We start from the raw sequence: 13,870 nt of genomic DNA on the forward strand, positions 1-13,870 counted from the left end.
GGAGTAGCCGAAGAAAAATCACCTGAATCATAGGCAAAAAAAAAGCCCAAACCAATGCGGTTTGGGCGGATACAAGTATAGGAGTTAATAAGGAAAATGCAGTAATTAAGAAAGCAGGGAGAGAAACAAGTTTGACGGCCTGTTAAACTTCTAAATACTCTGTTTTCTACTTAATTTATGACCCTCCATTTCTAATTCAGTTCCCAGAAAATTCAATAATTTTTCCTTTTTTATTAAACGTATATCGATTCAATCAGTTAGAGCTGATTCTTGCTAACTGGTACGACCAATTGGTGAAAATGTGATGTTGCTTGCTTGTTAAATAAATGTTCTAAGCGTATATTTCAAACAGTTGTTTAATACGAGTGATTGAAATGGCACCAAGAAGTACAACCAAAGACAAAATCTTAGATGTGGCTGAAGGCTTATTTGCTGAGCATGGTTTTAATGACACCTCTTTACGCACTATTACGGGTAAAGCCAATGTCAATCTTGCTTCAGTGAACTACCACTTTGGCGATAAGAAGACTCTGGTTCGTGCGGTACTCAATCGATACTTAGAAGCATTTATGCCTGTACTGCAAGACGCTTTAGTGAACTTAAACTTGAACGAAACGTATTCTATGAGTGATGTGTTTGAGTCTTTAAGACAACCGCTAAGAGCACTGAATGATGTAAGGCCAAACGGTACCAGCCGATTTATGTTACTCATCGGTCGAGGTTATACGGATGTGCAAGGTCACTTGCGTTGGTTCATTACCACTCGCTACAGCGAAGTACTGACTCTGTTTACGACTTCAGTAATGAAAGCGAATCCGAACCTCACTCAAGAGCAGTTATTTTGGCGTTTACACTTCACCTTAGGGACTTGTGTTTTTACCATGGCGTCTAGCCAAGCTCTAATAGAAATTGCGGAGAATGACTACGACAGAAAGATAGATGCGAAGGCAGTGGTCGATATTCTCATTCCATTTTTGGCCGCTGGCATGTCAGCAAAAGAATAAAACAATAAAAAGCAAAATATTCACAAACAATATAGTGAACAAAAGGATCTGAACTATGAGCTCTCTAAGACAAAAATGGGTAAGTGACCCAGCTTTTAAACTCTTTAAAAAAGTACTACCACCACTATCTAGCACCGAGAAAGAAGCGATGGAAGCGGGTAGCGTGTGGTGGGACGGAGAGCTGTTTTCTGGTAAACCAGATTTCACTAAGCTTCACCAGTACCCAAAACCTCAGCTGACAGCAGAAGAGCAATCGTTCATGGACAATGAACTTGAAACATTGCTCGCTATGCTAGATGACCACAAAATTGTGAAAGAAGACCGAGACCTTCCTGAGGAAGTTTGGAACTTTTTACGCAAAGAGCGTTTCTTCTCGCTAATTATCGCGAAAGGGTACGGCGGCCGTGAATTTTCAGCGCACGCAAACTCTACCATAGTAACCAAGATTGCGACGCGTAGTATTAGTACTGCGGTTTCGGTAATGGTTCCAAACTCTCTTGGCCCTGGTGAGCTGCTGTCTCACTACGGTACTCAAGATCAAAAAGACTACTGGTTACCTCGTCTTGCTGACGGTACAGATATCCCATGTTTCGCATTAACAGGCCCTGAAGCGGGTTCTGATGCGGGTGGTATCCCTGATGTCGGTACAGTGTGTATGGGCATGCACGAAGGTAAAGAGACACTAGGCATCAAGCTTAACTGGAACAAGCGTTACATTACGCTAGCACCAGTGGCAACGGTACTTGGTCTGGCTTTCAAACTTCACGATCCAGAAAAGCTACTGGGTGACAAAGAAGACATCGGTATCACTTGTGCGCTTATCCCCGCTGACCACGAAGGCGTTGTGATTGGTGAGCGTCATGATCCACTTGGTCTTGCATTTATGAATGGTCCAACACGCGGTCACGATGTATTTATTCCTATGGAGTGGCTAATCGGTGGTGCAGATTACGCAGGTAAAGGCTGGCGTATGCTGGTGGAATGTCTGTCTGCGGGTCGTGGTATCTCATTACCGGCACTTGGCACGGCGATGGGCCACCTAACAGCGAAAACGACTGGTGCGTATGCTTATGTTCGTAAGCAGTTCGGTATGTCGATTGGTAAATTTGAAGGTGTTGCAGAGAGCCTAGGCCGTATCGGTGGCTTAACGTATCTATTAGAAGCGACTCGTACACTGACAACTACTTCACTGGATATGAAAGAGAAGCCGGGTATCGTAACGGCTATCGCGAAATATCACATGACAGAGATGGCACGTACTATTCTGAATGACTCAATGGATATCCATTCAGGTCGTGCAATTCAAGATGGCCCAATGAATTACTTGGCTGCGCCTTACCTAGGTATTCCAGTTGCCATCACAGTAGAAGGTGCGAACATCCTAACTCGTAACCTGATGATCTTCGGTCAAGGTGCGACACGCTGTCACCCATACGTATTGAGCGAAATGGAAGCGGCAGCGAACCCAGACGAGAAGCAAGGTGCAAAAGACTTTGATAGCTTGTTGTTCAAGCACATCTCACACGCAACTAAGAACACGTTTGGCGCGTTTGGTGCAGCACTTACGGGCTCTAAATTTATTAAAGCCGACATGAGTGGTCCAACAAAACCTTACTACCAAGACCTAACTCGTTTGAGCCGTGCGCTTGCAGTCAGTGCGGATTTCGCAATGCTGACGCTAGGTGGTGAACTGAAACGTAAAGAGCTTATTTCTGCGCGTTTGGGAGATGGTCTAAGTTACCTATACATGGCGTCTGCTGCGCTTAAGAAGTATGAAGACGAAGGTCGTCAACAAGCTGACCTAGATTACGTACATTACGCGGTTCAACACTGTTTCCATAATGCGGCTAAGTCGCTGCAGGAAGCGTACAGAAACTTCCCGAACAAGATGGTTGGGAAAGTGCTGAAAGGACTAGTTTTCCCTGTCGGTAACCATTTCGAAAAACCGAGTGATAACCTAACAGTTCAACTAGCAGAGAGCTTGATGACTCCGGGTGCACACCGTGAACGTCTGACTCACCTTTGTTACATTGGCAAAGAGGAAGATGATAGTGTTGGCCTTATGGAGAATGCTTTCAATGCTATGTACAGCATTAAACCTTTGGAGCGTAAGATCTTCAAAGCAGTGAAAGAGGGCAAAGTGGCTCGTAAAGGCTTGCTGGCAGATAAACTGGCTCAAGCACTTGCTGCCGATGTTCTAACGCAAGAAGAAGTCGACCAAATTGTTGCTGCTGATAAACTTCGTTACACAGCGATTCAAGTTGACCACTTCAGTCATGACTTTAGTGAAACTTTGACGCGAAAAGAGTTAAAACCTAAGCTAAATAGCGTTGCTTAGATAAAGAAATGATAAAAGGCACCTAATAAGGTGCCTTTTTTTGTTTTTGTCGTAGAAGTCGCAATAGATGCGTTAACAAATGGTGACTTAGTCAGCAAATATCCGCTGAGTGCTCCAACCACTTGCATTTTCACCACATTTTTACAGAAATTAGATGCCATTTGCGTACGAAACTTTTATCCTTACCCTGATTTTTTAAGGAAGTTGAATATGATCATCAAACCTCGAATTCGCGGATTCATCTGTACTACAACACATCCAGTCGGTTGTGAAGCTAATGTAAAAGAACAAATTGCTTACACAAAAGCTCAAGGCCCAATCGCAAACGCACCTAAACGTGTACTCGTTGTTGGCTCTTCAAGTGGCTACGGCTTGTCTTCACGTATTGCGGCTGCATTTGGTGGCGGTGCTTCAACTATCGGTGTTTTCTTCGAGAAAGCCGGTACTGAGAAAAAGCCGGGCACAGCTGGCTTTTACAACTCAGCAGCGTTCGACAAGTTAGCTAAAGAAGAAGGCCTGTATTCAAAAAGCCTTAACGGCGATGCTTTCTCTAACGAAGCGAAACAGAAAACAATTGATCTGATCAAAGAAGACCTAGGTCAGATCGATATGGTTGTGTACTCACTGGCGTCTCCAGTGCGTAAAATGCCAGAGACTGGCGAAGTAATTCGTTCAGCTCTTAAGCCTATCGGCGAAACGTACACATCTACAGCGGTAGATACAAACAAAGATGCGATCATCGAAGCAAGCGTTGAGCCTGCTACTGAAGAAGAGATCAAAGACACTGTTACTGTAATGGGCGGTGAAGATTGGGAACTTTGGATCAACGCACTTTCTGAAGCGGGTGTTCTGGCTGACGGTTGTAAGACTGTTGCTTACAGCTACATCGGTACTGAGCTAACGTGGCCAATCTACTGGGATGGCGCGCTAGGTAAAGCTAAGATGGATCTAGATCGTGCAGCATCAGCGCTGAACGAAAAACTAGGCCAAACTGGCGGTACTGCAAACGTTGCTGTTCTTAAGTCTGTTGTGACTCAAGCAAGCTCTGCGATTCCTGTTATGCCTCTTTACATCGCTATGGTGTTCAAGAAGATGCGTGAAGAAGGTATTCACGAAGGTTGTATGGAACAGATCTTCCGTATGTTCAGCCAACGTCTATACAAAGAAGATGGCAGCGCAGCAGAAGTTGACGAAGTGAACCGTCTACGTCTAGACGACCTAGAACTTCGTGACGACATTCAAGAGCATTGTCGTAACCTATGGCCTCAAATCACAACTGAAAACCTGAAAGAACTGACTGACTACGTAGAGTACAAAGAAGAGTTCTTGAAGCTGTTCGGTTTTGGTGTTGAAGGCGTTGATTACGAAGCTGACGTTGATACTGCTGTTGAATTTGATGTAGCTGACATCTAATTCAAACAATCGAATTAAAACGAAATAGGCGCTCATTGAGCGCCTATTTTTTTGTCTGTCGTTTGAGGAAAGAGATTAAAAGCAGACATGGAAAAATAAAAGCAGATGCGGGATTCGAGTGGCGAGATGCGAAAAGATTTAAGAGCAGATGCGGGATACGAGTGGCGAGATACGAAGAGGTTTAAAGAGCAGGTGCGGGATACGAGTAGCGAAGAGATTTAAGAGCAGATGCGGGATACAAGTATCGGGATATGAAGAGCTTAAAGAACAGATATGAGATACGAAGAGTTCTAAGATCAAGTGAGAGAAACAAGAACTAAAAAATGCACTAATCCAAAGATGAATTAGTGCATTCGAAATATCTAAGCTGTGCTGCTTTTAAAGCAGCAGGCGCTAGCTAATTATGATGATGAAAGTACCTGCTAAGGTCATCAATATATTGGCTATCGCGTACGTACCCGCGTAACCCAGTGCTGGAATGGTTGAGCGAGCGTGGTCATTTACGATGTCCATCGCCGGAGCACAAGTCCTCGCGCCAATGATGGCACCAAATAGTAGAGCTCGGTTCATCTTCAATACATAAGCACCAACCAAGTAAGCGAAGAATACCGGCAGAACACTCACGACTAGGGCGATACCGATGACCTGAGGGCCTACTTGCGTTAAGTGTTCAAACATCTTACCGCCGGCACTTAAGCCTATACCCACCATGAAGAACATCAAACCGAGGTCTTTGACCATGTTCAATGCCCCTTGAGGCACGTAACCGAAAGTAGGGTGGTTCGCTCGTAAGAAGCCAAGCATGATGCCCGATAGAAGCAGCCCGACCGCATTACCTAAGCCAAATGAAACCTGACCGAATGTCATGGTGATCAAACCAAACAAAATGCCCAGAATGAAGAAGCTACAGAAGGCCATCAAATCCGCCATTTGGCTGTGGATAGAGATGAAACCAATTTTCTCAGCTAGGCCGTGAACACGACTCTTTTCACCACTGACCTGCAGTACATCACCTTTAGAAAGCACGATGTTCAAGTCCATCGGCATTTCAATCTGAGCTCTGACTACGCGGTTAAGGAAACAACCATATTCAGACAGGTTTAAGTCTGAAAGGCGCTTACCTGCGATGCTGTCACTTTTAACGACGATCTCTTCTTCCACGATACGTAGATCGAGAAGGTTACGGTCGAAAACCTCTTTACCGTTACGGAAGCTCGGGTCAAGACGCGCGTGGCTATCAGGGAAGCCTACCAATGCGATTTCATCACCTTCTTGCAGGATCGCATCACCATCAGGGTGGGCAAGAATACCGTTACGACGAATACGTTCGATGTAACAACCCGTTTGGCGATAGATACCCAGTTCACGTAGGTTCTTACCGTCAGTCCAAGAGATAAGTTCTTGTCCTACGCGGTAAGCCCGTATGATTGGAAGGTAAACCTTACGTTGTCCTGAAGCACCTAAGCCACGCTCTTGAGCGATTTGTTCAGCTGAATCGTGCAGGTTAACTTTCTGAAGTTTTGGAATCAGGCGAGCGAACATAATCATGCTGATTAAGCCAACTAAGTAAGCCATCGCATAACCCACTGATAGGTTTTCGATGATCAGGCCTATATCCATGTTTCTTGGTAATTCTGCAAGCCCAGAATTCAGAGCATCTTGAGCACCTACTAATATCGGAGTTGCTGTCAAGGCTCCCGCCATCATACCTGCGGATAAACCAAAGCCCAGCCCAAGGTAATGACTGCTGAAATACGTTAAAGCAATTGCGGTAGAGAGCACCACAAGGCTCAGAATGAGATAATGCTTACCGTCTCTAAAGAAGATACCGAAGAAGTTGGGTCCAGCTTCAATACCCACACAGTAGATGAAAAGCATGAAGCCAATCGTGAGCGCATCAGCGTTAAATGAAAAACCAAGATGTCCCATGATAAGGGAAGTAATCAGAACACCGATTGAATTGCCGAGTTGGAGGCTGCCGAAACGAATTTTACCAATGGCTAATCCAATCGATAAAACAACAAAGATGAGGAGAATGGGGTTTTGTTCTAACAGAAAAACAACGTCGATATTCACAGTGGTCGCTCAATAATTGGCGTGAAACACAGGGTAAGTTTGAGAGGTGAATTGTATCTAAATATAAATAAATTATAAGCGATATTTTGCTATTTTACTTGATTTTGACCTGATTCTTATTCCGTACGAAAACTGGTCATAAAAAAAGCCCGCTACAGAGAGCGGGCTTCATATAAATCGCACAGTCTAACTCTAAAATTGGTTAGCTGTTTAAGGCTTTAGCCTTGGATCTCGTAAGAGAAGTCTTAGCTTAGTCGAAAAGACCTAGGTTTTCTTTTGCGTATGCTTCAAATTCTGTGCAGCCGCCGATGTGGTCTTGGTCGATGAAGATTTGTGGCACTGTGTCTACAGGCTTACCAACAGTCTTCTCTAGGTCAGCTTTGCTGATGCCTTCAGCGTGGATGTCAACGTAACGGTAGTTGAAGTCATCGCGTTTAGCTTTAAGAGTTTCAGCATGCTCTTTTGCACGAACACAGAATGGGCAAGCAGGGCGACCAAAAATAACTACAAACATTTAATTTCTCCTAAATACGGGATGAGGCTCGTTAACTCAATTATGTTAACTATTCTTTAATGAATGCCACTCAAAATTTCTTAAAACCAACTATGCCTCAATGCCATGGGGAAATAAAGATGGAATTGCCTCTTAATACGATAGGTTTTGCCTATCAGCGCAAATATTAATCATAAAAAGGCAGGGTCGCGTTCACTGGCCTCTACCATTGTTAAGTACCCTTAATATTAGAATGTGAATTACCCCTAAGATTGCGACTTTAATCCATCTTTAGTGTGACAAGTTGCACCTCGTCAAAAAAATCAAACACAGAACGAGGCATCTTATCATTGGGTATAGAACCATATTCGGTAAGCTGCCTGATGTAACCCCATTTTAGTCTGCTTGTGTTTAAGATGCAGGCATTGTGTTGTAAGTACAAAGGTTACATTTCGAAGGTTGTATTCCGAAGATTAAATGCCAAAAAACAAGAATTTCAAAAAACCAAGAGTTCGTAGTTTTGTTTAGTCATAGGCGCAGGAGGCTCCATGTTTCAATTTATGACATCTACAAAGATCATCTTTGGTGATGGGGCACTTCCCGCTTCATTGTCTCTCTTTAATCAATACGGCTACAGCGTGTTATTGGTTACTGGTAATACATTAGAACGCACCTCACTTGTTACTGATTATCTAGATGCGCAGAGTATGCGTTACCAGCACATTGCCGTTTCCGGTGAACCCAATATCAAAATGGTTGAAGAGGCTGCCACGTCTGCTCGGCGATTTAAACCTGATATGGTGGTGGCAATGGGGGGAGGCAGTGCGATTGATATGGGGAAAGCGTTAGCTGCGGTTTTACCTAATCAAGGTAATTTATACGACTATGTTGAAGTGGTTGGGCGTAATGTTCCTCTTAAAACTAAACCACTACCGTTCATTGCGATTCCTACAACGGCCAGTACAGGTGCCGAAGTCACTAAAAATGCGGTGCTTAAGTCTGGACAAGATCAAGTCAAAATCAGCCTTCGAAGCCCCGATATGTTAGCCGACGTGGCGATTGTCGACCCGACCTTAACGTACGGCACCAATTTGTACTTGTCAGGACGTGGAGCGATGGATGCCTTTACGCATCTCATGGAAGCCTATGTGTGTGGTGAGCCTAATTCGCTCACCGATATGATCTGCGAGGAAGGGTTGCGTAAGCTGAGTCGCTCTGTCATTCAGGCGTGTATCTATGATGAACCTCAAGCGCGTTCTGATCTTGCCTTCGCTTCTATGCTCGGAGGAATGGCGATAACCAATGCTAAGCTCGGTGCTGCGCACGGGTTAGCTTCTGCGTTAGGAGGTAAAATTTCTGCGCCGCACAGTGTGATTACAGCGCGCTTGGCGCCATTTGTGATGTTAGAAAACATAGCAGTAGCGAAAGAGCAGCAAAGAAACGACATATTAGCGCGTTATCAGCGAATCGCTCAGATAGTGACGGGTAACGCAGAAGCAAAAGAAGAAGAGGCGATTACTTGGTTATCTGAAGTGTTGGATACACTCAAGCTACCAAGCTTACTTGAATTTGGTGTCTGCGAAGCTCAGTTTGATGAGGTGTCTGCCGATGCGCTCAAATCAGTGGCGATTAAAGGAAACCCTTTACCGTTGAATCAAGAGAGGCTTGTACATATTCTGAAGCAGGTTTGCGAGGAGTGCAGTTGTGGAGAGGGGGATCATGAGGAAGCTTCAATGAATCAAGTTGTGCAAGAACAGGCTGCCGAGTCGAGTTTTACCATTATTAACTCTTATGCGTCTGAGAATAATGTTGTAGAGAAAGGCAATAGCTGGACGATCTAACGGTCTTCGAACAGTTCACGGCATAAACCATTATAAACAGATAAATAAAAACGGAGCACTAGGCTCCGTTTTTTAATTCAACTTGTTCTCAGTTTATGCCTTAACAGATTAAAACTGAGAATACTTCTCGTAACGTGAATCACGAAGTGACTCTTTCACTCGCTTTAGGTTCTCTCTGAAACCAGAACCACGACGAAGCGTAAAGCCTGTCGCTAGCACATCGATAACCGTCATCTGAACAACGCGACTTGCCATTGGCATGTAAACGTCAGTGTCTTCCGGTACATCCAATGAGATAGACAGCGAGCTCGCTTTATCTAATGGAGAGTCTTTCGCTGTGATAGCGATAACTGTTGCGCCGTTCTCGCGAGCTAAGTTCGCAATCTCAACTTGGCTTTTTGTGCGGCCAGTGTGAGAGATAAGAACAATAACGTCGTTGTCACTGCAGTTAATGCAGCTCATGCGTTGCATCACGATGTCTTCGAAACAAGTGATTGGGATATTGAAACGAATGAACTTGTTTTGAGCATCTTTGGCTACAGCAGAAGAGGCACCCAGTCCGAAGAATGAAATGCGTTTTGCTTGAGTTAGCAGGTCAACCGCACGGTTAACTTGCATCGCGTCTAGACTGTTTTTAGCAACGTCTAGACAAGCCATAGTTGATTCGAAAATCTTATGCGTGTAAGCATCTGGACCATCATCTTCTTCAACATTACGGTTCACGTAAGGTGTACCGTTCGCCAAGCTTTGAGCTAGGTGAAGTTTGAAGTCAGGAAAGCCCTTTGTGTCTAAACGACGACAGAAGCGGTTAACTGTAGGCTCACTCACGTCAGCCATTTTAGCTAAGGTAGCAATGCTAGAATGAATTGCAGTTTGAGGGGAAGCCATGATTACTTCGGCTACCTTACGCTCAGACTTGCTGAAATTTTCCAGGTTTTTTTGTATTTTTTCTAATGTATTCATAGTGTTCACAAGGGTATAGAGAACAACTTGCTAGTTAATATCTTTTACCAGGGGGTATGGCTGAAGCAAATATCAGTAAACACAAAGCCAAAGTTATATTCGGTCTTGTAAATACTGCTGCATCAAATAGATATCAAGCTAACTAGCACCATAGAGTCAGTATAAACCCAACATACTATTTACTAATACAAAAACACGGCATGAATGCTTAAGAATATGACAAACCTCAACAAAATTTTAGAAAACTACAGAATTGGAAGAGAGTTTGAGCAAAAAGAATGCAAATTGAGTATGAACTGACAGCTTAGTTACATCAAAAAGAAAGAAATTTTCAATTTGATGCAACTAAAATTGAATGACTATGCGTTGACTTGCGTAACCAGTTTAGTGATTTTACTCATCAAGTTAGGTGCTAGTTTAGAGATTTCACGCTGTTCTTCAAGCACTGAAGAAAGAATATCATTACCTGTCAGTGGATTTGCTAACACCACCCGGAAAACGATGATTGGTTGATGCGCCCATGCTTCGGGATTTAAGCGCGTTCGCGATACGAAAGACTTGCCTGTTTCACGCTGCTTCTTTTGAATAAACTTGGTCAGTTCATTCAGTAGCTCATTCAGTTCAACGCGTTTTGTTGCGTCAGCTTTAAGCAGCGCCGCTTTAACTGGTTCAGGCACGTAGCGATAAGTCAGTAGGCACAGCTCAGGCTCTGAAACCAGTTCGAAATCGCTTTGATTTTTAATCAGGTCGGCAAAGTAGCGCGCTTTGTTGATGCTTTGGTCGATTAGCAGTTCGTAGCCAGGTCGGCTGATGATGTGCATCGACGCATAAACAAGCATTGCCATACCGGAACGAGAGCCTTCTAACGTATGGCTACCTAGGTCTTTCGAACCCTTACGCAATATGTATTGAGCATGATGTTCGATCGCTGTCATCGCATCTGGTTTCTTAAACAGCACCATACCCGCACCCATAGGGATATAAAGTTGTTTATGAGCGTCAATCGTGACTGAATCTGCTAGCTCGATGCCATCAAGCAGGTGACGATGATTGTTCGACATCAGAGTCGCACCGCCCCAAGCTGCATCTACGTGGAAATGACAATCTGTTTCGGCACACACCTCAGCAATGTCTCTTAGCGGGTCGATATTACCAGTTTCGGTTGTACCAGCCACACCAATGACGGCGAAAGGTTTGATCTTGTTCTGCTTAAGTTGCTCGATCTTGAGTCTTAGATCGTCAGTGCAAATGCGGTTGTCGTTATCCGTCTTAACAGATACTAGACCTTCTTGACCAATACCAAGGACATCTGCGGCTTTTTTCAGAGAGTAGTGACCACGTTCAGAAACTAAGATGGCTAGGCCTTCGTAGTCGTAGTGCTTCATGGCTTTAAATAAGCCTTCTTTTTCTACACCTTTGAACGAGCCTTGTGCCTTCAGCGCATTGTTGCGCGCAACCCAAAGCGCAGTAATGTTCGCGATGGTACCACCAGAACAAAACGCACCCAAAGAGTGGTTCGCACTGTGCATCCAGCGTGAATAAAACTGATCGTCATCTTGGTAGATCAAGCGATGTAGCATACCCAGAACTTGACGCTCTAGGGGCGTGAAAGCTTTGGAGGTCTCAATTTTTACTAGATTCTGATTCAACGCAATCATGATCTTAGAAAGCGGCATCAGAAAGTACGGCAGAGCAGACGTCATGTGGCCAATAAAACTTGGCGAAGACGTATGAACCGAGTGAGACACGAGAGAATCGAGGAGATGCTCAGTATGTTCAGAAACAAACTCAGGCTGCTCAGGGATATGAGCATTTGAAAAATCTTTCTCAATTTCACGCAGCGGCTTTTCTTCAGCCACAATGTGTTCACGTAAGAATTGATTCAGGTTTCGTGAAAGTTTGTCTTCAATTTGAGTGAGTGTTGAATCTGGGCCTTCAGGTACCGTGAAGATACGTAAAAGACTGTCGAAGCTAACATCTGCTGTTTTTTGTTCCGTAACCATAGCAAGCGATTTATTGTTTTTTATATTGACGCGAGCGGGACAATCTAAACGAAAACGGGAACAATGTCCCGTCTTAATTATGAAATCCAACTTCTCAAAAAAGCATATTAAATGAGGGGTTATTTACACTTAATCGCTTCAAGTTTAGTAATTGACTGATTGTAGCGTTGCAGTGCCGTATCGATTTGCTTAGGGTGGCTAAGCAATTCTGCAAAGGCTGAGCGTAGCTCGTAGTTTTGAGCATGAGGCGTTGACTGGCGGTCGTCGAACGTTGTTTTCGCGATTTTACCTAGCTCATCATCACGTGTTGATAGCGTTTTAATGTCGTGTTGCTCTAGTTGTAGCCAACCTTCGACAGGTTGTTCTGTAGCCACTTTGCTTGAGTCGTTCACAAGGTAGTAGTTTACTGCAGCACGATTAAGCTCAAAGTGGTGCTTACGACCTTCTAGGAACCACTCACTGACTTCTGTTAGCTCTGGGTATTGCTCAGAGGTCAATGCAGCAAGGTCGGCATACCAATTCAAAGAGGCGTCGATGTACGCATCATATTTTTTTGCTTGGCACTGGTTTGTTTCAGACATTGAATCTGCTGCAAAAGAGAAAGTAGAAGTTGAAGCTAGCAGTAATGCGACGCAAAGGCGTTTCATAGTGGTTCCTTTTGTAAGTTTATTCTTTTTATAACTTTGTCGTTACAGGTTACCGTGATCGTTATTTGTTGAGCAATGACACTTAGTGTCTTTTTATTTCGGTAACTGTATCGGTGTCTTGGGCATGGGTATTCGAGTTGCATTCTAATCTAAAACAAACGCTATTCCTGCGATCTAGTTAGCAAGAGATACAAAGAACAACATCAAAATCGGGACAAGCAAGCTTAGGATAAAGCCACTGACGATAGCGATAGGCACACATCGCACACCGCCTGTTGTTTGAATGACAGGTAGAGTGAAGTCCATCGCCGTAGCACCTGCATAGCCTATAGAGGTACACGGATAGCTGCGAATCAGCACTGGAATCAGTACTAAGGCAACTAACTCTCTTAAAAGCTCAAGCATGAAAGAAGCACCGCCATAAACAGGGCCAAAGGCGTCACCCATCAAGATACCAGCCAGAGAATACCAACCAAATCCAGAAGACATAGCCAAGGCTTTGAACAGAGGGATATCCAGAATGTAAGCCGCGATAACGCCACCTAGCATTGAGGTGATGATAATCGTGATTGCGATGACCATGCCGTGTTTGTTCAGCAAAATTTGTCGAAGTGTTAAACCGCTATTACGCAGTTGAATGCCAATAAAGAAGAGAAGTACAAACAAAATCCACTCACTGGCGGTATCAACCCAATCAAGGCCAATAGGGAGCACTAAGCCAGCGATAAGGCCTGAACCCACAACTAGGATCAGTTTGGCAGACTCCATCGCCATCGAAGAGAGGGGAAGCTTCTTTTTGCTGCTGTCGGTTTTGAGTGGCAGTAACTTATCAATAGCGGGTAGCGCCATCAGATTACAGACGCTTAAGCAGACAAAGAAAGTGACGGTGTAAAGAAGGATTGTCTGCAGATTACTGCCTAGGTTATCGAGGGCGGCTAAGCTTAGCCCCATTAACGCGAGAATCACGTAGATCAACCGCGATGTCGAGCGGTTGATAAATTCTAGCGTCTGATCGTTCGAAATAGAAAAAAGATACCCCACGACGAGTGGTGCAAATATAAAGATCATCCCTGTAAACATGCTTTCCCCATT

At 44.2% G+C, this 13,870-nt stretch carries 10 protein-coding genes; 4 read left to right on the forward strand and 6 right to left on the reverse strand.

What is annotated here, in order from left to right:
• The first annotated feature begins 374 nt into the window (after positions 1 to 374).
• The 3 genes from psrA (at position 375) to fabV (ending at position 4,755) form a co-directional block, all read left to right on the forward strand.
• Positions 375 to 1,004 carry a TetR family transcriptional repressor PsrA gene (gene psrA / locus AC3CID_RS06125; RefSeq protein WP_488527095.1) on the forward strand — a complete coding sequence of 210 codons (630 nt, stop codon included), beginning with the start codon at positions 375 to 377 and terminating at the stop codon, positions 1,002 to 1,004.
• A gap of 55 nt (positions 1,005 to 1,059) precedes the next feature.
• Entirely contained in the window at positions 1,060 to 3,342 is a 2,283-nt protein-coding gene (locus AC3CID_RS06130; RefSeq protein ID WP_004734682.1) for an acyl-CoA dehydrogenase, read from the forward strand.
• Positions 3,343 to 3,552: 210 nt separating this feature from the next.
• Complete coding sequence (gene fabV, locus AC3CID_RS06135; RefSeq protein ID WP_029224510.1) at positions 3,553 to 4,755, forward strand: enoyl-ACP reductase FabV; 1,203 nt, start codon at positions 3,553 to 3,555, stop codon at positions 4,753 to 4,755.
• A gap of 393 nt (positions 4,756 to 5,148) precedes the next feature.
• Here the strand turns inward: fabV and AC3CID_RS06140 are convergent, their stop codons facing one another.
• The gene (locus AC3CID_RS06140; RefSeq protein WP_017077841.1) at positions 5,149 to 6,831 is read right to left on the reverse strand and encodes an aspartate:alanine antiporter; all 1,683 of its coding nucleotides are present in this window, start codon (positions 6,829 to 6,831) and stop codon (positions 5,149 to 5,151) included.
• 250 nt (positions 6,832 to 7,081) lie between these two features.
• On the reverse strand, positions 7,082 to 7,345 hold the full coding sequence (locus tag AC3CID_RS06145) for a GrxA family glutaredoxin (protein WP_009847069.1): 264 nt from the start codon (positions 7,343 to 7,345) through the stop codon (positions 7,082 to 7,084).
• A 527-nt stretch (positions 7,346 to 7,872) separates the two neighbouring features.
• Here AC3CID_RS06145 and AC3CID_RS06150 point away from each other — a divergent pair.
• Positions 7,873 to 9,165, forward strand: coding sequence for an iron-containing alcohol dehydrogenase (locus AC3CID_RS06150; RefSeq protein WP_488527096.1), 1,293 nt, complete (start codon positions 7,873 to 7,875; stop codon positions 9,163 to 9,165).
• A gap of 108 nt (positions 9,166 to 9,273) precedes the next feature.
• On the opposite strand, the gene AC3CID_RS06155 is transcribed toward AC3CID_RS06150, so the two are convergent.
• The 4 genes from AC3CID_RS06155 to AC3CID_RS06170 all read right to left on the reverse strand — a co-directional run bounded on the left by AC3CID_RS06155 (position 9,274) and on the right by AC3CID_RS06170 (position 13,858).
• Entirely contained in the window at positions 9,274 to 10,128 is an 855-nt protein-coding gene (locus tag AC3CID_RS06155; protein ID WP_004734686.1) for a MurR/RpiR family transcriptional regulator, read from the reverse strand.
• Between the two features lie 359 nt (positions 10,129 to 10,487).
• On the reverse strand, positions 10,488 to 12,131 hold the full coding sequence (panP, locus tag AC3CID_RS06160; RefSeq protein ID WP_488527097.1) for a pyridoxal-dependent aspartate 1-decarboxylase PanP: 1,644 nt from the start codon (positions 12,129 to 12,131) through the stop codon (positions 10,488 to 10,490).
• A gap of 119 nt (positions 12,132 to 12,250) precedes the next feature.
• Positions 12,251 to 12,778, reverse strand: a complete 528-nt coding sequence (locus tag AC3CID_RS06165) for a hypothetical protein (protein ID WP_004734688.1) — start codon at positions 12,776 to 12,778, stop codon at positions 12,251 to 12,253.
• A 174-nt stretch (positions 12,779 to 12,952) separates the two neighbouring features.
• Positions 12,953 to 13,858 carry a LysO family transporter gene (locus AC3CID_RS06170; RefSeq protein ID WP_372243773.1) on the reverse strand — a complete coding sequence of 302 codons (906 nt, stop codon included), beginning with the start codon at positions 13,856 to 13,858 and terminating at the stop codon, positions 12,953 to 12,955.
• Positions 13,859 to 13,870: the final 12 nt, after the last annotated feature.

It is taken from the genome of Vibrio sp. QJM3NY_21 (genome assembly GCF_057785975.1).